This is a genomic window from Gymnodinialimonas sp. 57CJ19, assembly GCF_038396845.1.
GTDB lineage: Bacteria > Pseudomonadota > Alphaproteobacteria > Rhodobacterales > Rhodobacteraceae > Gymnodinialimonas.
On record NZ_CP151587.1, the window covers coordinates 1,060,867 to 1,082,832 of the forward strand.

Genomic DNA, 21,966 nt, shown 5'->3' on the forward strand with positions numbered 1-21,966 from the left:
CTTGGGCCCAACCGATCGAGCAGTCTGGTGCGGCGCGCGAAGAAACGAAGCGGTCTATTCGACCGTTTCTTCCTCGGCCTCAAAAGCTTCCGGGCGCGGTTCGCGGGCCGGACGGCCAATGGCGTCTTTCAGGTCCTGCAACTCGATGAAGTTATCGCACTGGCGGCGTAGGTCATCGGCAATCATCGGCGGCTGGCTGCGGATCGTAGAGACCACGGATACCCGGCATCCTTTGCGCTGCAATGCTTCAACCAATGGCCGGAAGTCGCCGTCGCCCGAAAAGATCACGATGTGATCCACATGGGGGGCGGCTTCCATCGCATCGACGGCCAGCTCGATATCCATGTTGCCTTTGACCTTACGGCGGCCTTGGCTATCGGTGAATTCCTTCGCCGGCTTCGTGATCATGTTGAAGCCGTTGTAATGCAGCCAATCCACCAAGGGGCGGATGGGAGAGTAATCATCATTCTCCAGAAGGGCTGTGTAGTAGTTCGCACGCAACAGCTTCCCGCGCTGCATGAATTCCGACCGCAAAAGCTTGTAGTCGATATCAAACCCAAGCGACTTGGCGGCTGCGTAGAGGTTGGAGCCGTCGATAAACAGCGCAAGACGTTCGTCTCGATAAAACATGGAGTATCCAATGCCCGTGAGTGAGTGTATTGCACCAACTGTCTTGAAATTCCGGTGAGTGATCCGGGAAAGCCAATGCGTAGCTTGTCTATATGTAATGGCAATGTGACAGGATCAAGGAATGAAGTACATAAATGACGCAGGGACAGGCCTGATCGCGCTTGGGGCGAACTTGTCTACCGGCGGAATGCCGCCGGAACTTAGCGTTCCGAAGGCCATGGCGCGGCTTGCGGACTGCATTGATGGCGCCGCCGTCTTCAGCGACCTCTACCACACACCCGCGTTCCCGGCGGGGTCCGGCCCGCAATTCGTGAACGCGGCCATGCGAATCGAGTGGCACGATACGGCCGAAAGCCTGCTGGCGCTTCTCCATGACATCGAGGCAGAGTTCGGGCGTACCCGTGCCAACCGGTGGGAAGCGCGGGTGATGGATTTGGACCTTATCGGGTTGGACAATGCGATTTTGCCCAGTGCAGCCACTCGGGCGGAATGGGCGAACCTGTCGCCTGAGGAGGCCGCAAAGGTAGTGCCCGATCAGCTGATCTTGCCGCATCCGCGCCTCGCAGAGCGTGGCTTCGTGCTGGTGCCGCTGGCCGATGTGGCACCGGAATGGGTGGATCCGGCCACCGGTCTTTCGGTGGCTGATATGCTGGCCGCCCGCCCCAAGGCAGAGTTGTCGCAGATCGTTCGGATCGGCCCGCCCGCCGCGTAACGGTGCGAACATTGGCGAATCCGGTTGTCAATAACCCTATCCGTGCTTATGTAGCGCCTTTAACCCCTTTTGGTTTCTAGTCTCTGGAGTGCCCCATGGCCCGCGTCACGGTTGAAGATTGCGTTGATAAGGTCCCGAACCGGTTCGAATTGGTGATGCTTGCATCCCACCGTGCCCGTGAGATCGCCTCGGGCGATCCGCTGACCATTGATCGCGACAACGACAAGAACCCCGTTGTTTCCCTGCGCGAAATCGCGGAAGAAACCCAAAGCTCTGCCGATCTGCGTGAGCGTCTGATCGAAAGCCATCAGACTCAGATCGAAGTCGATGAGCCTGAGGAAGACGCCATGGCGCTTTTGCAAGGTGTTGAGCAAGATCGCCCTGCGACCGACGACATGAGCGAAGAGCAGATGCTGCGCGCCCTCATGGAAGCGCAAGGCCAGAAGTGAAGGCGGAGACCGGGCTTTCAGCAGACGCCACTGCGCCCTCGGGCGCAGATGACGCAATCGACGTCGAAGATCTGCTGAGCCTGGTCCGCGCTTATAATCCTAAAGTGAACGAGGCGTTGATCCGTGACGCCTTTGATTATGGCGCGCAGGCCCACGAGGGTCAGACGCGCCATTCTGGTGAGCCCTATTTCACCCACCCTGTGGCCGTCGCCGCCCTTCTGACAGAACAACAGTTGGACGATGCCACCATCGTCACGGCGCTTCTTCACGACACGATTGAAGACACAGGATCGACCTACAAAGAGGTCTCGGACCGGTTCGGCCCCGAAATCGCAGAGTTGATCGACGGTGTCACCAAGCTGACCAACCTTCAGTTGAGCAACCGCGAAAGCAAGCAGGCCGAGAACTTCCGCAAGCTGTTCATGGCCATGTCCAAGGACCTGCGCGTTATTCTGGTGAAGCTGGCCGACCGGCTGCACAACATGCGCACGATCCGCCACATGCGCCCGGAAAAGCAGCGCCAGAAGGCACAAGAAACGATGGATATCTACGCGCCGCTTGCGGGGCGGATGGGGATGCATTGGATGCGGGAGGAGTTGGAAGACCTCTCGTTCCGGGTGGTGAACCCCGAGGCCCGGTCCTCGATCCTGCGCCGCTTTATCACGCTTCAGCGTGAGTCGGGCGATGTCATCCCGAAGATCACCGACGACATCGAAGCGGTGCTGGAGAAGCACGGGATCAAGGCGCAAGTCTATGGACGGGCGAAAAAGCCCTATTCGATCTGGCGCAAGATGCAGGACAAGAAGCTGGCGTTCTCGCGGCTGTCCGACATCTACGGTTTCCGTGTCATCACCGAGACCGAGGACGATTGCTACCGTACCGTGGGCGCGATCCATCAGCGGTGGAAGTCGGTGCCGGGGCGGTTCAAGGACTACATCAGCCAGCCGAAATCGAACGGCTACCGCTCGATCCACACCACGGTGTCGGGGCGCGACGGCAAGCGGGTCGAGGTGCAGATCCGCACCCGCCAGATGCATGAAGTGGCCGAAGCGGGCGTGGCGGCCCATTGGTCCTACCGCGATGGCGTGCGGGCGGAAAATCCCTTTGCGGTGGACCCGGCCAAATGGCTCGAATCCCTGAACGAGCGGTTTGAGAACGCCGAAGACCACCATGAGTTTCTGGAACACGTGAAGTTGGAAATGTATTCCGACCAGGTGTTCTGCTTCACGCCCAAGGGCGATGTGGTGAAGCTGCCCCGCGGCGCTACGCCCATTGATTTCGCCTATTCGATTCATACCCGGATCGGGCATTCCTGCGTTGGTGCAAAAGTTGACGGGTTGCGTGTGCCTTTGTGGACGCGCCTGAAGAACGGCCAATCCATCGACATTATCACGGCCGAGGGGCAGACGCCGCAAGCCACATGGATCGACATCGCCACGACGGGGCGGGCCAAGGCCGCGATTCGCAAATCTCTGCGTGAAGTGGACCGGGATCGTTACATCAAACTGGGCCGGGAACTGGCACGTGTTGCCTTTGAACAGGTCGGCAAGAAAGCCACCGACAAGGCCTTGGCGACGGCAAGCAAGGCGCTGCTTCTGACCGATGCAGATGAAGTGCTGGCCCGCATTGGGTCCGCTGAGTTGAGCGCACGGCAAGTGGTGGCCGAACTGTACCCAGAGCTTGCTAACACCGATGAAGGGGCCGCTGTCGAAAGCACCCGCGCGGTGATCGGCCTGCCACCCGGCGCCCGCACCTTGCGCGCGCAATGCTGCCAACCGGTCCCCGGTGAGCGTATTGTCGGCATCACCTATCACGGTAAGGGCCCGATTGTTCACGCCATCGACTGCCCGGCGCTGGAACCGTTGATGGACCAATCGGAGCGGTGGATTGATCTGCACTGGACCGAAGGCCGCCACGCCCCGGTTCATAACGTCACAGCCGAGGTGACACTGTCCAACGGGATCGGGGTTCTGGGCCGTCTGTGCACTTTGATCGCTGAGCAGAATGCGAATATCTCGGACCTGCATTTCATCGACCGAAAGCCAGATTTCTTTCGATTGCTGATTGATATGGATGTCCGCGACGCGGAACATCTCCATGCGGTGATGATGGCAATCGAGGCGGATTCCGATGTTGCGGCATTAGATCGCTTCCGTGATCTGGACCGGAGACCCTAAGAGGGCCATACCTAGGGAAGACGCGGTCAAGGGACGGACCGCGAGAGGAGGCTTTGCCGCGTGTTCAGACGCCGCGACTACAGACCGTGGTATCGTATTATCCTAGAGGCGGTTTGGCCTCGGGGGGGATGGCTGCGTGCTGCCCAATATGTACAGCACCGGATGCGGCGTTTGCCGGGTACGCCGGAACAGATCGCGCGGGGTGTTTTTGCCGGCGCAGTGACCGTCTTTACCCCCTACTTCGGCCTGCATTTCGTGATTGCGGCTGTGCTGGCGCGGGTGATGCGCGGCTCGATCTTTGCGGCGCTTCTGGCCACGTTTATCGGGAACCCGCTGACCTATGTGCCGATTGCGGCGATTTCGTTGAACCTGGGCCATTTTCTGTTGGGGACGCGCCCGACCGTTGGCGTGAACGACACTCTGTTCCGCCGCTTTGCGGGCGCATCACGGGATTTGTGGCACAATTTCAAGGCTCTTTTCACGCCAGAACGGTCCCATTGGGGCGAGTTGCAGGTGTTTTGGGATACGGTCGTTTGGCCCTGGACTGTCGGCGGCATCATCCCCGGCCTGATCTGCGGGATCGTTTGCTACTTTTTGACCGTACACGTTGTGCGAGCCTACCAGAAAAGTCGCGCGGCACGGCTGCGTAAAAAGATGGACAAACTCCGCAAACAAGCGGAAGCGGCGGAGTGATGGCGATGAACAAATTGCGACTAGGGGTAAATATCGACCATGTGGCGACCTTGCGGAACGCAAGGGGCGGGGCAACACCCGACCCAGTGCGCGCCGCGATCCTGGCCGAAAAGGCGGGCGCCGATGGGATCACCGCGCATCTGCGCGAGGACCGTCGCCATATCCGTGATGCTGATATTGCCGCGATCATGGGCGCGATCACCATCCCGCTGAATTTCGAGATGGCCGCAACGGACGAGATGCAGAAAATCGCTTTGTCCCACATGCCCCATGCGGCGTGCATCGTGCCCGAGCGGCGCGAAGAACGCACGACCGAGGGCGGCTTGGAAGTGGCTGCCGACGACAATCGCCTCTCTGCCTATATTGCCCCCCTGCGTGACGCTGGTATTCGCGTTTCACTGTTTATCGCAGCGGAGCGGTCTCAGATTGAAGCGGCCGCACGCATCGGCGCTCCGGTTATTGAACTGCATACGGGCGCGTACTGCGACTACGCCGCCGAAGGCGATATCGCGGCGCGTGATGCGGAGTTGGCAAGGCTCATTACGGGTGCGAAGCTGGGGGCGGAACTGGGGTTGGAGGTGCATATGGGCCATGGGCTCACCTACGACACGGTCGCCCCCATCGCCGCGCTGCCCGAAGTGGCAGAGTTGAACATCGGACATTTCCTGATCGGGGAAGCGGTGTTTGTGGGGCTAGAGGCGGCCATGGCCGAGATGCGCACCCGGATGGATGCCGCGCGGATTTGACAGGAGACGCCAGATGCGATTTTTGACGATGATAGGCGCCGCAACGCTGGCCTTCAGCGCCCCAGCGCAGGCTTTCATTACGGCTCCCTGCGGGCCGGAATTCACGCCGCTGACCATCACCGAGCCATGGGAAGAGAACAGCCAGACATTCGCCAATGGGGCGATCCGCATATTTGAGATGTTCATAGATCCCAACGTTGCCTCCGGGGCGGCTCTGGGCATTTTGCACCCGCTCCCCGCGATGGACGGCGGCCCGTACCGGACCTGCACCGCGATCTATGCGGGGCCGGAGTTTCGCTTCTTCGGGCAAGCCCATGTGGCGGAAGCAACGGCCGTTTACGATGCTTCGGTTGGGTTGATCGTGACGCTGCCGGTGTCGTTCGTGGATGGCAGCCGGGTGCTGTTGAGGTTCGCGGTTAATCAAGCCACCGGTGTGGTGAGCCTGCTGTGATCTTGGGTATCGGCACCGATCTGGCGAACATCGAGCGGATTGAGCGCACGTTGGAACGTTTCGGGGATCGTTTCCGCAACCGCGTGTTCACAGGGTTGGAACAGGCCAGGGCTGAAAGAATGCCTCAACCCGCAGCGGTTTATGCCAAACGATGGGCCGCGAAGGAGGCGTGCTCCAAAGCACTCGGCACCGGGCTCCGCATGGGGATTGCGTGGAAAGATATGGCGGTTCGCAACCTCTCCTCCGGGCAACCCGTCGTCGAGGTGACGGGGTGGGCACGAGAGAGGTTGGAGCAGATGACGCCCGAGGGGTATGGCGCGATTATTCACGTCACGCTGACTGACGATCATCCTTGGGCGCAGGCCATGGTGGTGATCGAGGCGCTGCCCCCTGAAGAAGAAGAGTTAAGGCCACGATTGGGCCGGTCAGAACGCCGAAAGTTGAGCTGAACACGGATGAGATGTTTGGGGGCTGCCTCCCCAGGCCAAGTTTGTAACATTGGGGGGCCAGCCCCCCAAACCCCCGGCGATATTTACGAAAAGATGAAGGGGCAGGGGAGGCCATTGGGCCGGCTGTTGCTTGACTTGTTTGGCGTGACACGGGCAAGAAAGCCCAAAGGCAACGTGAGCAGCAAGGAAGGGCAGCCCAATGGCAGAATCAGAGGGCGGCGTGATGGAGACGGTAAAGACCGTCGTATGGGCGCTGGTGATTGCGGGCGTGTTCCGCACGCTGTTTTTCCAGCCGTTCTGGATCCCATCGGGGTCGATGAAGGATACGTTGCTGATTGGCGACTTCCTGTTCGTGAACAAGATGGCTTACGGCTACTCGCAGCACTCGTGCCCATTTTCGATGTGCCCATTTGAGGGGCGCATTTTCGGTTCAGATCCCGAGCGTGGCGATGTTGTGGTGTTCCGTCACCCCACCAACGGCACGGATTTCATCAAGCGCGTTGTGGGCCTGCCCGGGGACCGCGTGCAGGTTATCGACGGGGTGCTCCACCTGAACGGAGAGCCTGTGCGCTTGACCCCAGAGCAGCCGTTTGAGGAAGTCTCGGAGGCGCAGGGCCCCCAAGGTCACGTGCCACGCTGTTCGAATGCGCCTGTGGGTGAGGGCGGCATCTGCGCCAAGGAGCGAGAAACGGAAGAATTGCCCAATGGTGTCCGCCACTCGATCCTCAACATTCTTGACGGATCACGCGGCGACAACACTCAAGAGTTTGTGGTGCCGGAGGGGCATTTCTTTGTGATGGGCGACAACCGTGACAACTCCATCGACTCTCGCTTCCCCCAGTCCATTGGTGGCGTTGGCTTCGTGCCTGCTGAGAACCTTCTGGGCCGCGCCGACCGGGTGATCTTCTCCTCTGCCGGACAGCGTATGATCTACTTCTGGACCTGGCGCTCGGATCGCTTCTTCCGGGCCATTGAGTGACGTAAGCGCATGAAACCCTCGCGGGAGCTATTGGCCTTTATGGATCGGCTGGGATACGTCTTCGACGATCCAGCTCTTCTCGCCCGTGCGCTCACCCATTCGTCGCTGTCCTCCCCAACGCGGGGTGACAACCAACGCTTGGAGTTCTTGGGCGACCGTGTGCTTGGCCTCGTGATGGCCGAGGCGGTGCTGTCAGCGGATGAAGACGCGAAGGAAGGGACACTCGCGCCCCGCTTCAATGCCCTTGTCCGAAAGGAAACCTGCGCCGACGTGGCCCGTCAGGTCGACCTCGGCGCCGCAATGCGACTGGGAAAGTCCGAGATGTCTGCCGGGGGCCGCCGCCGTATGGCGCTTCTGGGCGATGCGATGGAGGCGGTCATCGCGGCTGTTTACCTGGACGGGGGCTTCAGTGCCGCCCGTGATCTCGTCCTGCGCCTGTGGTCCGCCCGTGTGGAAAGCGTCGAAGAAGACGCGCGTGACGCGAAAACCGCTCTGCAAGAATGGGCCCAGGCACGCCGCATGCCCCCGCCATCCTACACGGAAGTTGCGCGCTCCGGCCCAGATCACGCGCCCGTCTTCCGGGTCCGTGCCGAAATCTCCTCTGGCCAGCACGCCGAGGCGGAAGCCAAAGCCAAACGCCAAGCGGAGCAGATGGCCGCGAAAGCCCTCCTCGATCGCGTTGAACGCGCCACCTGAAGGCCGCCGTGCCGCGCCCTCCTTCATCTTGGCCAATACAACTCAAATCCCCCCTCTCTCCCAACACAACCGCTCGCCAATAGCACGCCCCCTTTGCGTCACGCGGCTTTTCCGGCTATGGCCCTGTCACCCCACCCGAAGGATATACCCATGCCCACACGCGCCGGTTTCATTGCCCTGATCGGAGAGCCCAACGCAGGCAAATCCACGCTGCTCAACCGTATGGTCGGCGCCAAGGTCTCGATCGTGACCCACAAGGTGCAAACAACCCGTGCCCGTATCCGCGGCGTCGCAATTGAAGGCGAGAGCCAACTGGTCTTTGTGGATACTCCCGGCCTCTTCCGCCCCCGTCGCCGCTTGGACCGGGCCATGGTTGCTGCCGCTTGGTCGGGTGCATCCGACGCCGATGTTGTTGTCCTCCTGATCGAAGCGCACCGGGGCCTGACCGAGGGTGTTCAGGCGATCCTTGATGGTCTGCAAGAACGTACCGATGGCCGTAAAGTCGCGCTGGCGATCAACAAGATTGACCGGGTGGAATCGCCCGTGTTGCTGAAGCTGACCCAAGACCTGAACGAAGCCTATCCCTTTGACGAGACTTACATGATCTCGGCCGAGAAGGGCCACGGCATCACCCAACTGCGCCAATGGTTGGCGCAAGAGGTGCCGGAAGGCCCCTGGCTTTACCCCGAAGATCAGATCGCTGATTTGCCCATGCGGATGATCGCGGCAGAGATGACCCGTGAAAAGCTCACCCTGCGGCTGCACCAGGAACTGCCCTACCAGCTGACGGTGGAAACCGAGGCCTGGGAGAACCGCAAAGACGGCTCTGCGAAAATTGACCAAGTCATTTACGTCGCCCGTGACGGCCATAAGGGCATCCTTCTGGGCAAAGGCGGCGAGACGATCAAAGCGGTCTCCAAGGCCGCGCGTGAGGAAATCGCGGAATTTGTCGGCCACCCTGTCCACCTGTTCTTGCAGGTGAAGGTCCGTCCCGGCTGGCTTGAGGAATCCGAGCGCTACTCGGAAATGGGGCTCAATTTCAAAGACGGGAACACGTGAGCGCGCCTCGGCTCACCGCGGAATTCTGGGTTGCGGCCTATCTGGCGCGGCTGCGTGGGGCGGATATCCCCGTGTTCATCGTCGCGCGAGGGGATGCGACGGCGGGCGCTGTTCTGGTGAAGCAATCGCCCCTTGATGGGACGGCCAAACTGTTTCAGCGCAGCTTTGATCCGATGACGGGCGCCCGAGAATGGATGGTCTTGTCTGAGGGGGCCGAGGGCGATGTGGACGCCGCTATCGCACGGCAGCGCGATTTCGATCCTGACCTTTGGGTGATCGAGGTGGAAGACCGCGCCGGGCGGCATTTGTTGGATGAACCGGGCCTCGACTAACGCGGTCTACCTGTCTGCGAAACGGGCGGCCAAGACGAAGATGACGCCACCGATCAACAACACGCTCAACAATCCCGCGAGGTTGATCGCCACCTCCAGTGGGGTCTTCGCGCCCAGATCCATGAAGGGATAGGGATAGACTCCATCGGCATCGCCGCGCGCCAAGGCGTAAGCCACGTAAACGCAAGGCCAGACGATGAAAATCGGCAGGTCGCGGAAGCCAAGGCCTCGCTTCGGAGCGAAGGCGATCCACCACAAGAGGCAGGCAATGGGCACGAAACTATGCAAGCCCTGATTGGCCCATGCGCCCGTCCCCTCGAACGTCGTGATGCCCGACAAAAGCGTATGGTACACCGCCCCCACCAACAGCATCGCCAAGGTCAGCGCCGCGATCCAAGCCGGGCCAATGCCATCGCGGCGCAGGGCGGCCACGGCCAAGGTCAGAGCTACAGCAAGGTTTGTCAGCATGGTGAAGAAACGCGCCATCGCCCACGCGGTCGCGGCCTCATCGCCGTAGCGGCCATTTTCCAGATTATAGAGGTACATCAAAACGACTGACCCCGTCGCCACGAGGGCGATAACCATAGCCGTCCAGCGGGCACGGAGGGGGAGAGCCGGGAACATGTTCGAATCATTGCCACGGCTTCGTGTTCTTTTCTACCGGGGGCCAAGATTTCTGCCCGGAGTGATGCTTTTTTCCCGTGCGCTGTGGGGCGTAAGCCGCGATACTCGGCCCATGGACTGGCGAGCAGATGGGATCCTTTTGGCCGTGCGACGGCACGGCGAGGCCTCTGCCATCGTCGAGCTTTTCACCGCAGAGCATGGCCGACACGCGGGCGTAGTGCGCGGCGGCGCGTCGCGCCGGATGGCCCCCCTGTTGCAGGTCGGCGCGCAGTTGGATGCCACGTGGCGCGCGCGCTTGTCGGACCATTTGGGCAGCTACACGGTCGAGCTGAAGCAGGGCCGCGCCGCAGAGGCGATGGAGGACCGTGTCGCCTTGGCGGGGCTTTCGTCGGTCTGCGCCTTGTTGTCGTTCTCCTTACCGGAACGTGCGCCTTATCCGGGCCTCTATGCCCGGACCTTGGCGGTGCTGGACGGCCTTGGGGCCAATCGTTGGGCCGAGGCCTACTTGGGGTGGGAGTTGGAGTTGTTGGCCGAAATGGGCTTCGGCCTAGACCTGAGCCAATGTGCGGTCAGCGGTGTCACGCAGGATTTGGCCTATATCTCTCCGCGCACCGGGCGGGCCGTATCGCGGGCGGCGGCGGGCGAATGGGTGGACCGGCTACTGCCCCTGTCCCCTGCGATGGAAGGGATGTCGCGCGGTCTGCCGGACGTGATTGAGGGTCTTCAAGTGACGGGGCATTTCCTTGCGATGCATCTAGCCCCGGGCCTTGGGGACAAGAAGCTGCCCGCCGCGCGCCAACGGCTGATGGATGCCTTGGCGCGGGCCGCAGCCCAGGAAACCGCTACCTAAGGGGATAGCTGGCCAGAACATCGCGGCGGGCGCCGGAGGGGCCAAGATGCGATTGGTAAAGGTTAAGCGCTGTGGCGGTGAAACCCGGCACCTCAATCTCCAGACCCATTGCGGCGGCCAAACGGTCCCTTGCGGGGCCTTTGGGTTGCTTGCTGGCACGGGTCAACGTGACGTGAGGACGAAAGCGCCGCCGGGGCAGATCAGCCCCCGCCATCCGCGCCAGTTGTGCGACCTTCGTTTGCAAGGCGATGAGCGGCTCGGACGGGGTAACAGCAGCGAAGGTGAGCCCCCGTTCCATCTCGGCGAAAGTGCCAAGCCCCCCAAAGGCGATCTCCGGCGCAGGCAGGGCAGCGCCGGAAAGCAGATCGTGGAGCGCTTCCAGTACCGGCTCCGGCGCATCCCCCAGATAAGCGAGGGTCAGGTGCAGGTTATCTTCCGGCACGGGGTTGCCCGTCGGTAAGCTGGACTGAAGCCGCACAAGCGCGTCAATGGCGGGATCAGCCAGCGGCAGGGCCAAGAATGCCCGCATTTACGATAGAAGACGCCGCGCGATGACCTGCGCCTGAATCTCGGCGGCCCCTTCGAAGATGTTGAGGATGCGGGCGTCGCACAGGATGCGGCTGATGGTGTATTCCAGCGCAAAGCCATTGCCGCCGTGGATTTGCAGGGCGTTATCCGCCGCCGCCCATGCCACACGGGCCCCGAGCAGCTTGGCCATTCCGGCTTCCAGGTCACAACGGCGGTCGTTGTCCTTTTCGCGGGCCGAAAAGTAGGTGAGCTGCCGGGCCACCATCAATTCGACCGCCATCATCGCAAGTTTGCCGGAGACACGGGGATAATTCACCAGGCTCTTGCCGAACTGCTTGCGATCTTCGGCGTACTTCATCCCCTCGTCCAGCGCCGCTTGGGCCACGCCAATGGCGCGGGCGGCGGTCTGGATGCGGGCGGATTCGAAGGTCTGCATCAATTGCTTGAAGCCCTGGCCTTCCTTGCCGCCCAGAAGGTTTTCGCCCTTCACTTTGAAATCGTCAAAATTGACGGTGTATTCCTTCATGCCGCGATAGCCGAGGACTTCGATCTCGCCGCCGCTGATGCCTGCGTCCTGCCAAGGGGCTTCATCGGTGCCGGGGGTCTTTTCGGCGAGGAACATCGACAGGCCCTTATAATCGTCGGTGTCGGGGACCGAACGGGCGAGGACCGTCATTACATGGGTTCGCGCCGCGTGGGTGATCCACGTCTTGTTGCCGTTCAACACCCAATCGTCGCCCTCGGGCGTGGCCTTGGTGCGCAGGCTGCCAAGGTCGGATCCGGTGTTGGGCTCGGTGAAAACGGCCGTTGGCAGGATCTCACCCGTGGCGAGGCCGGGCAGCCACTTTTCCTTTTGCGCATCGGTGCCGCCTGCCAAGATCAACTCCGCCGCGATCTCGCTGCGGGTCGCCAAGGAACCGACACCGATGTAGCCGCGCGAAAGCTCTTCCGAGACGACGCACATGGAGGCTTTGGATAGCCCCAAACCGCCGTGCTCTTCTGGGATTGTCAGGCCGAAAACGCCCATCTCGGACAGCTCATCAATCACCTCCATCGGGATTAGCTCATCCTTGAGGTGCCATTCGTGAGCGTGGGGAATGACGCGGTCCACGGCGTAGCGGCGGAATTGTTCCCGGATCATGTCCAACTCATCATCCAGCCCGCAGGTACCCACGGTGATTTCGGCGGCGCGTTCCTGCATCAGCGCGACCAACCGGGTGCGGGCGGCCTGGGTGTTGCCATTGGCGGTCAGGGTCATCACCGCGTCGTCCATCAGGGCGCGCTGATCGTCCTGGGTCAGGCCGATGTCTTGTGGCCGCAGGATCTCGCCCTGGCTCATCGGGATGCCGCCGTACATTTGCCACAGGTATTCCCCGAAGGCGATTTGCAGGATCAGCTGCTCTACCTCGCCAAACTTGCCGTCTGCCTCCAGTCGTGCGGCCCATCCGTGCATCTGGCGCAGCGCCTCCACATAGGTGGCGAGCCATGCGAGGCCGTGGGCGGCGGTCTGTTCTTCCTCCACCCGCTTGGCGGAAACACGGCCGTCTTCCGAGAGCGTCGCGCGCAGATGCGTCTTGGCTGTGTCCAGCAGAGTCTGCGCCGGGGCGAGGGCGCTTTGGGTCAGGGAAAGAAGATCAGAGAGGATCACGGATGGCTCGTCTTGCAGGTGGGCGTCGCGGGGCATTGTAGCAGTCTCCTGAACTCGGGTCGCGCATTTAGGCTTGAAGGAGAGGTAGGGCGTTTGCAGGTGCAGCGCAACAAAAATGCTGCAACGCATCAAAATTCGCACAAAAATGTCGCGTAGAATTGTGGGTGCGGGCAGGTTTCGCGCGGCGTACTGTCCCCCCATGTTCGACGATATGATGAATTTGATGCCCCTATGGGCACTGGTGGCGGCCTTCGGGGTAACGCTGTTCGCGGGCGTGGTGAAAGGGGCCATTGGATTCGGGGCGCCTTTAATCATCACCTCAGGGCTGACGCTGTTCCTGGATCCGGTAATTGCTGTTTCTGGCGTTGTTTTCCCGGCGTTGGTGTCCAACTTCGTGCAGGTGGTGCGCCATCCATGGGCCGATATAGTCGACGCTGTGAAAGAGCATAAGCGCTACACTGTGATCATCTGCGCGTTGATCCTGATCGTGACGCAATTCGTGGTCCTCGTCCCCGATAGTGTGTTCTTCCTGATCCTCGGCGTGCCGGTGGTGGTGCTGTCGGTCATGCAGATGGCGGGCGTGCGATTCTCCATCCCCAAAGCGCGTCGCCGCGTTGCAGAATGGTGGATCGCAGCGATGACGGGGGTGTTGGGTGGTTTCACCGGGTCCTGGGGGCCGTTGACGGTGCTGTACCTGATCGCGCTGGATACGCCGAAGATGCGGCAGTTGTTGGTGCAGGGGGTAGTTTACAGCCTGGGAGCGGTGGCGCTGTTTGCGGGGCACTTGCAATCGGGCGTGCTAAACGCGGCCACGATCCCATTTTCGGTACTGCTGTTGGTGCCGGTGTTCTTGGGCATGCTGATCGGCTTTCGGGTGGGCGACCGATTGGACGCCGAACTGTTTCGCAAGCTTACGCTGACATTGCTTGTGGTTGCAGGGGCCAACCTTGTGCGGCGGGGATTGTTTGGCTGAGGCCCCCATGGGCCAAAGCAGCCTCGGTCACATCGGCCAATGTATCCCTTGCCCATTCGATTTCCTGCCAATGGGTTGGAACGTCTTTAATGTCCTGGGCCGGGTAGCAGGTGTCGAAATGCCGGAACAGCCAATCCTGTTCGATCCGCGCTTGCGTCTGAATACGGCGGGCGACGGTGGGTGGCAGCATGAAACGCTGTCCCTTCATGGCAAAAAGCTCTGCCTGATGCTCCCAATAGGTGGGGCGGTCCGGCCCCAAGCCTGCATCGGCGGCGTTAATGGCATCCAACAAGTAGATGGCATCGTGACATAGGGCCGGCTCGCCGGGATGGTCGAGGATTGTGCCCGGAATGAATTTCAGCCCTGCAATGCGTAAGAGGTCTTCGGTCAATCCGCCACGCACGGCGTCTTTGGTGCGGCGCAGATGCACCCGGTTCGCCCCAAGGGCCCGCAGGGCGGCGTCGCAATGTTCACGGGCCAAAGGCGGATGGGGGCGGTCCATCATTTGGGCGATACGGGCGGTGTCTTGCTTGACGCCTTGTTCGATGCGGCTGGCGGTCTCGGTCAGGGGGTCTTGGATGTAGCACAGCGTTTCGAGTTGATACCCAAGGGCGGCGATCTGGTCATCGAACCGAGAAAACTGTTCGCTGCGCAGGGATTGGAAATGCTGACTGGACAGCAGGATAACAGGCGCGCCAGTGGCGACGGCGGCACGGATCGACGACATCTGCCGTTCCGCCAGACATTTGGCCGCCATGGGCGAAATCCGTTGCCTCGTGTACCAGCTATGGCGGGGGCCTTTGGGGTGGATCAGGGCCAACAGATCGTGATGCGCTTCGCCGTCACCAGGGTAAAGCGCACCTCTGCGGGTCAGGGCAGGGCGGTTTGCGGCCAGCGTTCGTTGGATCGTCCGGGTTCCGGTCCGCCCCAGACCCACGTGCATCAATACCCGTTTCACCATGTCGAACCTTCTCCCGTTGCCTAGCCAGATCACGGGTGACTTTGAGCAAAGAAAGTTACGAAATGGTTCAAGCGGTCAGATCATTTACGAGGTGAAGGCCCCAAAGCAGGTGCTGATAACCTGGGGCAGCAATTCGGGCGCGACGACTTCGAACGCGATGTGGAACAGCTCCTCTCCCTCAAGGGTCGTGGCAGAGAATGTCCACGGCCCCAACACCAGTTCGTGGGCATGATCGAAGCTGAACCCCATAAGGTTCCGCCCGGCGTCTATGTCCGTGATCCATTGCTCGACGGTGATGTCGTTGTCGGGGTAGGGCGGATGGGTGACCGTGACCGTTACAGGTGCGTATGTAGCCCCAAGGGGCGCACTGGCCAGCACGCCAAAGCCGATGCCCAGTTGCGCGGGCACGATGGTTTGGTGAAACGGAAAGTCGGGAACCACGGGGACGATGTTGATCACCCCGGAGGCCGTGGCAGGGGCAGGGTCACGGCGGTCCGGTTCCTGGGTGCAGTAGAGGCCGTAAATGAAGTCGGAAAGCAGCGGGCTGACGCGGGCGGGGGCGGCATCCTGCGCTAATGTGGGGGATGCGAAGCTGACGGCAAGAGTAAGCAGGACGATGGAGAGTAGGTGCATGACGACCTCCGAGGGGCGAACATGTCATAGGGTAGCGCGATCGCGCAGCCATGCCCACATCCGGTTTTCCAGCACCGAAACCAGAACAGAAAACGGCCACCCGTCGCAGGTGGCCGTTTCAAATTGCGCAGGTAGGCAGAGCCTAGATCGCGGCGGCTTTCACGTCGTCGTCGATATGGTCGACATATTGCGCGAAGTTGTCTGCGAACATGTCCACCAGCCGTTGCGCCTGTCGGTCATAGCTATCGACATTGTCCCAAGTGCGGCGTGGGTCCAGCAGCAGGTCGGCCACGCCGTTGCAATGAACGGGCACGTCAAAGCCGAAGTTGGGGTCGCGACGGAACTCACCTTCATTCAAGGACCCGTCGAGCGCAGCTGTCAGAAGCGACCGCGTGGCATGGATCGGCATCCGCGACCCGGTGCCGAATGCGCCGCCGGTCCAGCCGGTGTTCACCAGCCAGCAGGTCGCGCCATGCTCGGCGATCTTCTGGCGCAGCAGGTCGCCGTAGACCTCGGGACGACGGGGCATGAACGGCGCGCCGAAACAGGTGGAAAAAGTGGGTGTGGGCTCGGTCACGCCGCGCTCTGTGCCGGCCACCTTGGCCGTGAAACCCGAGAGGAAGTGGTACATCGCCTGCGCCGGTGTCAGCCGCGCGATCGGAGGCAACACGCCAAAAGCGTCACAGGTCAGCATGATAATGTTCTTGGGCGCCCCTCCCATACCGGTATCGGAGGCGTTGGAAATCATCTCGATCGGGTAGGCGCAACGCATGTTTGCGGTCAGGCTGTCGTCGTCGAAATCAAGCTCTAGCGTGTCCTCATCGTAGACCATGTTCTCGATCACGGTGCTGAATTTCTGCGTGGTGGCGTAGATCTCAGGCTCCGCCTCTTGGCGCAGGTTGATCGTCTTGGCGTAGCAACCGCCTTCAAAATTGAAGATGCCCGTGTCGGACCAGCCGTGTTCGTCATCGCCAATCAAGGTGCGTGCCGGGTCGGCGGAGAGTGTGGTCTTGCCCGTGCCGGACAGGCCGAAGAACACCGCGCTATCATCCGGGTCGTCAATCGCGTGGTTGGCGGAGCAATGCATCGCCATGACGCCTTTGCCGGGCAGGATGTAGTTCAGCAGGGTGAAGACCGACTTCTTGTTTTCGCCCGCGTATTCGGTGTTGCCGATCAGGATCAGCTTCTTTTCGAAGTTCAACGCGATCACGGTTTCCGAGTTGCAGCCGTGGCGGGCCGGGTCTGCCTTGAAGCTGGGGCAGTTGATGATGGTGAATTCAGGAACGAAATTCGCCAGTTCCTCGGCATCGGGGCGGCGCAGAAGGTGGCGGATGAAGAGGTTATGCCAAGCCAGTTCCGACACCACGCGCACGTCAAGGCGATGGGCGGGGTCGGCGCCGCCGAACAGGTCCTGGACGTAGTAGTCGCCGCCTTTCATGTGGTCGAGCATATCTGCGTAAAGCGTATCAAACGCCTCGGGCGCCATGGGCGCGTTGTTTTCCCACCAGATGGTATCTTCGACTTCCGGGGTGCGGACGACGAACTTGTCCTTGGGAGAGCGGCCGGTGAATTGCCCGGTAGAGACCAGAAATGTACCGCCCTGGCCGATGCGGCCTTCGCCGTTTTCGACCGCCGCTTGCATCAAGGCGGGCTCGAGCATGTTATAATAGACCGAGCCGAGCCCCAGAATACCTTGTTGGTCAAGTGTATGTGCGGGGTTAACGCGTCCATGGGTCATGGCTCTCAAGCTCCTGTCGGGCGGTCTGTCGCCCTGTTTGATGTGACGACACAACCTGAGTGCAGTGCCGTGCCTTCGCTATAACATGCGAGTTTTGAGACTGAACAGGACAGGACAGCACAGTTAGCGCAACCAAAACGAAATTTTGTTTCGTGACGGAACGCAGCGCCGCCAATGGTGAAATAAGGCGCATCTGCCCCATTTTGGTCACAATCCTTCACCGGGCGTTAACGCAATTTGGCCACAGTTCTGCGCATCACGAGGGTCAAGGGCGTGATTTTCATTGATTCTCTCGAATGAAAACTGGACACTGCAGGAAAATATAAAAGAACCGAGCAGTAATCTGAGGACATAGCCGATGGCGCGTATCGCACTTGTCGACGACGACAGGAATATCCTGACGTCTGTATCCATGACCCTTGAGGCAGAGGGTTTCGATGTCGAAACATATAATGACGGGCAGTCCGCACTGGATGCCTTCAATCGCAAATTGCCGGATCTGGGTGTCTTCGACATCAAGATGCCGCGTATGGACGGGATGGATTTGCTCCAGCGTCTGCGCACCAAGTCGCAGATGCCGGTGATCTTCCTCACCTCCAAAGATGACGAGATTGATGAACTGATGGGTCTGCGCATGGGGGCCGATGACTACGTGCGCAAGCCGTTTTCCCAGCGCCTGCTCGTGGAACGCATCCGCTCGATCCTGCGGCGCCAAGACGCGATCGCGTCCGATGCCGCTGGCGCGCCTGAGGAAACGACGGTCCTTGACCGGGGCGATCTTCAGATGGATCCGCTTCGCCACGCCGTGACGTGGAAGGGCCGCGATGTGACCCTGACGGTTACGGAGTTCTTGTTGCTGCAAGCGCTGGCACAGCGTCCGGGCTTCGTGAAGTCCAGGGACCAGCTGATGGATGTCGCCTACGACGAGCAAGTCTACGTCGACGACCGCACCATCGACAGCCACATCAAGCGGCTGCGCAAGAAAATGCGCTCTGTCGATAATGAGTTCTCTGCGATCGAGACGCTCTACGGCATTGGCTACCGCTACAACGAAGAATAGGGGCCTCCCGTGCCAGCAGATGTCTCTATGACCAACCGCCGCGCCGCTGAGCGGGCGGATATTGTCTTGGGCGAAGATTGGGACCGTCCCCAATCCGGCGTGGAATCAGAATTGCGGGCGGCCCGGAAGCGCCGGTCGCTGATCTCGCTCAATTCCTCGCCTTTGGCGCGCAAGATCATCTTGTTCAACCTGATGGCGATCATGGCCTTGGGGATTTTGTTCCTGTGGCTAAACCCGGTGCGCGACAGTCTTGTGGTGCAGCGTGAACGGGCCTTGGCAAGCGAAGCGCAGCTTATTTCCGATATCTTCGAGGCGCATTTGCCCGAAGCGGCCCCCGCCAACCTTGTGACGGGCGAAGGCATTGATGCGGAAAGCGTTTTGTCGCGCATCGGCATTCCTGACGGGATGGAGGTGTTCGTATTCTCCGTCGACGGCGTCCCAGTGACATCGACCCAAGACATTGCGCGGGGCGGCGTGCGCCCGGTGCAAGGGTTGGCCCACCAACCCCGTGAATCGTTGCTTATTACCGACGCGCTGGTCTCGATTTATTCTGGCTTTTCCCGCGTTCTGGGTAACGGCGAAGACCCAAGCACCCCTGCGGCCGGGCCCGAGGATCATGCCGACCTCGCCGATGCGGCCATGGGCGGCGCGACGATTCTTCAGCGCGGCACCGATGAGACGGGTTCCGTCTTTGCCGCGGCGTCCCCGATTGAAGGGGAAGGTGGCATCGTGGGTGCGATCATCGTGACCACCGCCGCTGGCGAAATCGACCAGCTGGTGCGCGTGGAGCAAGAGCAGTTGCTTCAGATGTTCGTTGTGGCGCTGTTGGTCTCTATTGTCCTGTCGCTGGTGCTGGCCTCGACCATCGCCAACCCCTTGGCGGACCTGTCCGCGGCCGCGGAACTGGGCCGGGACAAGAACGCGCGGAAGATGTCTCCGACCCGCGTGCGCATCCCTGATCTGACCGGGCGTCCGGACGAAATCGGGCGGCTTTCCGGGGCGCTGCGTGGCATGGTTGCCGCGCTCTATGATCGGATCGACAGCAATGAACAGTTTGCCGCCGATGTGAGCCACGAGATCAAGAACCCCCTCGCCTCGCTCCGGTCGGCGGTGGGAACGCTTGAATTCGCGAAAACAAGCGAACAGCGCAAGCGCCTGATCGACGTGATTGAACACGACGTGCACCGCCTGGACCGACTGGTTAGCGATATCTCCAATGCATCGCGGCTTGATAGTGAACTGGTGAAAGAGGAGGAGGAAGAGTTCAATCTGGTCCGCACCCTCGACAACCTGTCGCAATATCACTCGGAAGAAGCGGGCAAGCAGGGGATCGAGTTCATTACCGACCTGCCCTCGGACGAGATCATGATTGCGGGCCTTGAAGGGCGCTTGGCTCAGGTATTCGTGAACCTTCTAAGCAACGCGATTTCCTTCTGCGAAGATGGTGACGCCGTACGTCTTTGGACCCGCCGGCGCGAAAACCGCGTGTTGATCGTGGTGGAAGACACCGGCCCTGGCATCCCGGAAGAGGCGCTGACAAAGGTGTTCAACCGCTTCTACTCGGAACGTCCTGCGAACCAGTTTGGCAACAACTCGGGCCTTGGCCTTGCGATCTCCAAGCAGATTGTGGAAGCCCACGGTGGGGTGATCTGGGCCGAGAACATTCGTCCCACCGAGGCCGACATCACGTCCGAGCCTTTGGGCGCGCGTTTTGTTGTCGGTCTGCCGATCTGATCCGTGACGCCGCTGCCAGAGGATTTGGCCCAAAGGGCCATCTCCCGCGAGGGCGACAGGTTGTTCTTCCATGCAACGGGCGTTGCCGTGGCGGGCAAGGGGGTGTTGATCCTTGGCCCCACGGGAAGCGGGAAATCCACGCTCGCGTTGGACCTGATGGCCTTGGGGGCCGCGCTGATCTCGGACGACGGAATTTGGCTGGAGGCGGGGCAGCTATGTGCCCCCAAATCCGCGCCCGCCTTGATAGAGGCACGCGGTATCGGCCTGCTGAACGCGGGCTCGCTCTGCCCGATCGCGCCCCTGATGGCGGTCGCTGATCTGTCGCGGACCGAGCCGGAGCGGCTGCCACCGACACGCTCCGCCTTGGTGCATGACCAAAAGGCGATGTTGATCCTTGGCGCGGAACAGCACAGGCTGGCTGTGTCGCTTTCACATTTGCTTCGATATGGTAAGGCTGACGTGTAACACCATTCGTGCATAGGGCCCCTTCTCCATGCCAACGCATACTCAACGTGCCCATGTGGTTTTTATCACTGGCCCTTCCGGGGCTGGACGCACGACCGCTATCAACGCTTTGGAAGACCTGGGGTTTGAGGCGATTGATAACCTGCCCCTTAGTCTGTTGCCGCGCCTGTTGGAGGGCGCGCCGCCGGATCGTCCGCTGGCCTTGGGCATTGACCCTCGCACCAGAAACTTCGACGCGTTTGATCTGATTTCGGCCCACGAGAGGTTGCAGAAAGACCCCGACTTCGCGGTCGATCTAGTCTACATGGATTGCGAGCCAGAGACATTGCAACGTCGCTATTCCGAGACGCGCCGCCGCCACCCCTTGGCCCCCGACGCCACCCCGGCCGAAGGCATTGCAATGGAGCGGGACATGCTGGCGCCGCTGCGGCTCCATGCAGATGTTCTGATTGATACCACGAACATGACCCCGCACCGCACCCGTGAGGAATTGGGCCGTTTCTTCGCCCGTAATGGCGCCCCGAAAATGGCGGTGCAGGTGATGTCGTTCTCGTACAAGCGAGGGCTGCCGACGGGCGCGGACCTGGTGTTTGACTGTCGCTTCCTGCGCAATCCCCATTGGCAGCCGGATCTGCGGGCCAAGGATGGCAGGGGCCCGGACGTGCAAGCCTACGTCGCGGCGGACGCGCGGTTTGAAACGTTCCGCACCCAGGTGAACGAAATGCTGGATATGCTGCTTCCGGCTTTCAAGGAGGAAGGCAAAAGCCACCTGACGGTCGCCTTTGGGTGTACCGGGGGCCGGCATCGGTCGGTCAGTCTGGCCGAGATAATATCGACGCGACTTGCGGAACAGGGCTGGCAAGTGTCAAAAAGGCATCGTGACGTAGACAGAGAAACGTCAATCAACGACCGAGATCGAGGGCCCGTCACCTGGGCTGCTGCCTCGACCGGAGATGGAGAGGCAAAGCTAACGTGATCGGCATCGTGATCGTCGCCCATGGCGGCTTGGCGAAAGAGCTGAAGCGGGCCACGGAGCATGTCGTGGGCGCGCAGCCTGCGATGGTGGCTATCCCCATTGGCCCAGAGGATGACCGTGCCGCGCGTACGCGGGAAATCTGTGACGCGGCGGACGCCGTGGACATCGGTGATGGGGTTGTTGTGGTGACGGATATGTATGGCGGATCGCCCTCGAATCTATCGTTGCATGCTTGCCGTCCGGCAAATCGCAAGATCCTGACAGGGGTGAATTTGCCCATGTTGGTGAAACTGGTGAAGTCACGTCAGTTGACCGTGGAAGAAGCAGTATCCCGCGCGGCAGAGGCCGGGCGGCGCTATATAAACAGCTTCGACGGAGCGCCAGAATGACCGAGGGGAGACGG

At 61.0% G+C, this 21,966-nt stretch carries 25 protein-coding genes; 18 read left to right on the plus strand and 7 right to left on the minus strand.

Annotation, left to right across the window (positions count from 1 at the left end):
• Positions 1-54 precede the first annotated feature (54 nt).
• Positions 55-630 (minus strand): NYN domain-containing protein, encoded by a 576-nt coding sequence (locus AADW23_RS05240; RefSeq protein WP_341863475.1) that lies wholly within the window; start codon positions 628-630, stop codon positions 55-57.
• A 121-nt stretch (positions 631-751) separates the two neighbouring features.
• Between AADW23_RS05240 and folK the strand changes: the two genes are divergently transcribed.
• From folK to AADW23_RS05295, 11 genes are all read left to right on the plus strand, one after another.
• Positions 752-1,342 carry a 2-amino-4-hydroxy-6-hydroxymethyldihydropteridine diphosphokinase gene (gene folK, locus AADW23_RS05245; protein ID WP_341863476.1) on the plus strand — a complete coding sequence of 197 codons (591 nt, stop codon included), beginning with the start codon at positions 752-754 and terminating at the stop codon, positions 1,340-1,342.
• 95 nt (positions 1,343-1,437) lie between these two features.
• Positions 1,438-1,791 (plus strand): DNA-directed RNA polymerase subunit omega, encoded by a 354-nt coding sequence (gene rpoZ / locus AADW23_RS05250; RefSeq protein WP_341863477.1) that lies wholly within the window; start codon positions 1,438-1,440, stop codon positions 1,789-1,791.
• 56 nt (positions 1,792-1,847) lie between these two features.
• Positions 1,848-3,968, plus strand: coding sequence for a bifunctional (p)ppGpp synthetase/guanosine-3',5'-bis(diphosphate) 3'-pyrophosphohydrolase (locus AADW23_RS05255; protein ID WP_341864279.1), 2,121 nt, complete (start codon positions 1,848-1,850; stop codon positions 3,966-3,968).
• Between the two features lie 60 nt (positions 3,969-4,028).
• A complete protein-coding gene (locus AADW23_RS05260; protein ID WP_341863478.1) occupies positions 4,029-4,661 on the plus strand; it encodes a DUF2062 domain-containing protein in 633 nt (210 codons plus the stop codon).
• A gap of 5 nt (positions 4,662-4,666) precedes the next feature.
• A complete protein-coding gene (locus AADW23_RS05265; RefSeq protein ID WP_341863479.1) occupies positions 4,667-5,407 on the plus strand; it encodes a pyridoxine 5'-phosphate synthase in 741 nt (246 codons plus the stop codon).
• Positions 5,408-5,420: 13 nt separating this feature from the next.
• Positions 5,421-5,858 (plus strand): hypothetical protein, encoded by a 438-nt coding sequence (locus tag AADW23_RS05270; RefSeq protein WP_341863480.1) that lies wholly within the window; start codon positions 5,421-5,423, stop codon positions 5,856-5,858.
• Positions 5,855-6,307 carry a holo-ACP synthase gene (acpS, locus tag AADW23_RS05275; RefSeq protein ID WP_341863481.1) on the plus strand — a complete coding sequence of 151 codons (453 nt, stop codon included), beginning with the start codon at positions 5,855-5,857 and terminating at the stop codon, positions 6,305-6,307. The genes AADW23_RS05270 and acpS overlap by 4 nt, the downstream gene beginning before the upstream one ends.
• Before the next feature lie 199 nt (positions 6,308-6,506).
• Positions 6,507-7,286, plus strand: coding sequence for a signal peptidase I (gene lepB, locus AADW23_RS05280; protein ID WP_341863482.1), 780 nt, complete (start codon positions 6,507-6,509; stop codon positions 7,284-7,286).
• 9 nt (positions 7,287-7,295) lie between these two features.
• Entirely contained in the window at positions 7,296-7,982 is a 687-nt protein-coding gene (gene rnc, locus AADW23_RS05285; protein ID WP_341863483.1) for a ribonuclease III, read from the plus strand.
• Between the two features lie 150 nt (positions 7,983-8,132).
• On the plus strand, positions 8,133-9,041 hold the full coding sequence (gene era / locus AADW23_RS05290) for a GTPase Era (protein ID WP_341863484.1): 909 nt from the start codon (positions 8,133-8,135) through the stop codon (positions 9,039-9,041).
• Positions 9,038-9,373, plus strand: a complete 336-nt coding sequence (locus tag AADW23_RS05295) for a DUF1491 family protein (protein WP_341863485.1) — start codon at positions 9,038-9,040, stop codon at positions 9,371-9,373. The genes era and AADW23_RS05295 overlap by 4 nt, the downstream gene beginning before the upstream one ends.
• Before the next feature lie 6 nt (positions 9,374-9,379).
• Here the strand turns inward: AADW23_RS05295 and AADW23_RS05300 are convergent, their stop codons facing one another.
• Positions 9,380-9,997, minus strand: coding sequence for a Pr6Pr family membrane protein (locus AADW23_RS05300; protein WP_341863486.1), 618 nt, complete (start codon positions 9,995-9,997; stop codon positions 9,380-9,382).
• A 112-nt stretch (positions 9,998-10,109) separates the two neighbouring features.
• Between AADW23_RS05300 and recO the strand changes: the two genes are divergently transcribed.
• Entirely contained in the window at positions 10,110-10,847 is a 738-nt protein-coding gene (gene recO / locus AADW23_RS05305) for a DNA repair protein RecO (RefSeq protein WP_341864280.1), read from the plus strand.
• On the opposite strand, the gene thpR is transcribed toward recO, so the two are convergent.
• Positions 10,840-11,364 carry an RNA 2',3'-cyclic phosphodiesterase gene (thpR, locus tag AADW23_RS05310; RefSeq protein WP_341863487.1) on the minus strand — a complete coding sequence of 175 codons (525 nt, stop codon included), beginning with the start codon at positions 11,362-11,364 and terminating at the stop codon, positions 10,840-10,842. The genes recO and thpR overlap by 8 nt on opposite strands.
• A gap of 12 nt (positions 11,365-11,376) precedes the next feature.
• Positions 11,377-13,059, minus strand: coding sequence for an acyl-CoA dehydrogenase family protein (locus AADW23_RS05315; protein ID WP_341863488.1), 1,683 nt, complete (start codon positions 13,057-13,059; stop codon positions 11,377-11,379).
• 187 nt (positions 13,060-13,246) lie between these two features.
• On the opposite strand from AADW23_RS05315, the gene AADW23_RS05320 reads away from it, so the two are divergent.
• The gene (locus AADW23_RS05320) at positions 13,247-13,996 is read left to right on the plus strand and encodes a sulfite exporter TauE/SafE family protein (protein WP_341863489.1); all 750 of its coding nucleotides are present in this window, start codon (positions 13,247-13,249) and stop codon (positions 13,994-13,996) included.
• Here the strand turns inward: AADW23_RS05320 and AADW23_RS05325 are convergent.
• The 3 genes from AADW23_RS05325 to AADW23_RS05335 form a co-directional block, all read right to left on the minus strand.
• Positions 13,935-14,957: a hypothetical protein gene (locus tag AADW23_RS05325; protein WP_341863490.1), complete on the minus strand. Its 1,023-nt coding sequence runs from the start codon at positions 14,955-14,957 to the stop codon at positions 13,935-13,937. The genes AADW23_RS05320 and AADW23_RS05325 overlap by 62 nt on opposite strands.
• A gap of 84 nt (positions 14,958-15,041) precedes the next feature.
• Positions 15,042-15,590 carry a DUF3859 domain-containing protein gene (locus AADW23_RS05330; protein ID WP_341863491.1) on the minus strand — a complete coding sequence of 183 codons (549 nt, stop codon included), beginning with the start codon at positions 15,588-15,590 and terminating at the stop codon, positions 15,042-15,044.
• 142 nt (positions 15,591-15,732) lie between these two features.
• Positions 15,733-17,328 (minus strand): phosphoenolpyruvate carboxykinase, encoded by a 1,596-nt coding sequence (locus AADW23_RS05335; protein WP_341863492.1) that lies wholly within the window; start codon positions 17,326-17,328, stop codon positions 15,733-15,735.
• A 358-nt stretch (positions 17,329-17,686) separates the two neighbouring features.
• Here AADW23_RS05335 and AADW23_RS05340 point away from each other — a divergent pair, with 358 nt between their 5' ends.
• The 5 genes from AADW23_RS05340 to AADW23_RS05360 are packed head-to-tail and all read left to right on the plus strand — an operon-like array spanning position 17,687 to position 21,952.
• Positions 17,687-18,388, plus strand: coding sequence for a response regulator transcription factor (locus AADW23_RS05340; RefSeq protein ID WP_341863493.1), 702 nt, complete (start codon positions 17,687-17,689; stop codon positions 18,386-18,388).
• Positions 18,389-18,415: 27 nt separating this feature from the next.
• Positions 18,416-20,122, plus strand: coding sequence for a sensor histidine kinase (locus tag AADW23_RS05345; RefSeq protein ID WP_341863494.1), 1,707 nt, complete (start codon positions 18,416-18,418; stop codon positions 20,120-20,122).
• 3 nt (positions 20,123-20,125) lie between these two features.
• Positions 20,126-20,587 carry a serine kinase gene (locus AADW23_RS05350; protein WP_341863495.1) on the plus strand — a complete coding sequence of 154 codons (462 nt, stop codon included), beginning with the start codon at positions 20,126-20,128 and terminating at the stop codon, positions 20,585-20,587.
• A 28-nt stretch (positions 20,588-20,615) separates the two neighbouring features.
• Complete coding sequence (gene rapZ / locus AADW23_RS05355) at positions 20,616-21,563, plus strand: RNase adapter RapZ (RefSeq protein ID WP_341863496.1); 948 nt, start codon at positions 20,616-20,618, stop codon at positions 21,561-21,563.
• A complete protein-coding gene (locus AADW23_RS05360; RefSeq protein ID WP_341863497.1) occupies positions 21,560-21,952 on the plus strand; it encodes a PTS fructose transporter subunit IIA in 393 nt (130 codons plus the stop codon). Before rapZ ends, AADW23_RS05360 begins: the two co-directional genes overlap by 4 nt.
• The last annotated feature ends 14 nt before the right edge of the window (positions 21,953-21,966 follow it).

Coding starts and splice junctions, on each gene's coding strand:
- AADW23_RS05240 (WP_341863475.1), bottom strand. CDS start 630: ATGTTTTATCGAGACGAACGTCTTGCGCTGTTTATCGACGGCTCCAAC.
- folK (WP_341863476.1), top strand. CDS start 752: ATGAAGTACATAAATGACGCAGGGACAGGCCTGATCGCGCTTGGGGCG.
- rpoZ (WP_341863477.1), top strand. CDS start 1,438: ATGGCCCGCGTCACGGTTGAAGATTGCGTTGATAAGGTCCCGAACCGG.
- AADW23_RS05265 (WP_341863479.1), top strand. CDS start 4,667: ATGAACAAATTGCGACTAGGGGTAAATATCGACCATGTGGCGACCTTG.
- AADW23_RS05270 (WP_341863480.1), top strand. CDS start 5,421: ATGCGATTTTTGACGATGATAGGCGCCGCAACGCTGGCCTTCAGCGCC.
- lepB (WP_341863482.1), top strand. CDS start 6,507: ATGGCAGAATCAGAGGGCGGCGTGATGGAGACGGTAAAGACCGTCGTA.
- rnc (WP_341863483.1), top strand. CDS start 7,296: ATGAAACCCTCGCGGGAGCTATTGGCCTTTATGGATCGGCTGGGATAC.
- era (WP_341863484.1), top strand. CDS start 8,133: ATGCCCACACGCGCCGGTTTCATTGCCCTGATCGGAGAGCCCAACGCA.
- AADW23_RS05300 (WP_341863486.1), bottom strand. CDS start 9,997: ATGTTCCCGGCTCTCCCCCTCCGTGCCCGCTGGACGGCTATGGTTATC.
- recO (WP_341864280.1), top strand. CDS start 10,110: ATGGACTGGCGAGCAGATGGGATCCTTTTGGCCGTGCGACGGCACGGC.
- AADW23_RS05315 (WP_341863488.1), bottom strand. CDS start 13,059: ATGCCCCGCGACGCCCACCTGCAAGACGAGCCATCCGTGATCCTCTCT.
- AADW23_RS05320 (WP_341863489.1), top strand. CDS start 13,247: ATGCCCCTATGGGCACTGGTGGCGGCCTTCGGGGTAACGCTGTTCGCG.
- AADW23_RS05325 (WP_341863490.1), bottom strand. CDS start 14,957: ATGGTGAAACGGGTATTGATGCACGTGGGTCTGGGGCGGACCGGAACC.
- AADW23_RS05330 (WP_341863491.1), bottom strand. CDS start 15,590: ATGCACCTACTCTCCATCGTCCTGCTTACTCTTGCCGTCAGCTTCGCA.
- AADW23_RS05335 (WP_341863492.1), bottom strand. CDS start 17,328: ATGACCCATGGACGCGTTAACCCCGCACATACACTTGACCAACAAGGT.
- AADW23_RS05340 (WP_341863493.1), top strand. CDS start 17,687: ATGGCGCGTATCGCACTTGTCGACGACGACAGGAATATCCTGACGTCT.
- AADW23_RS05345 (WP_341863494.1), top strand. CDS start 18,416: ATGACCAACCGCCGCGCCGCTGAGCGGGCGGATATTGTCTTGGGCGAA.
- rapZ (WP_341863496.1), top strand. CDS start 20,616: ATGCCAACGCATACTCAACGTGCCCATGTGGTTTTTATCACTGGCCCT.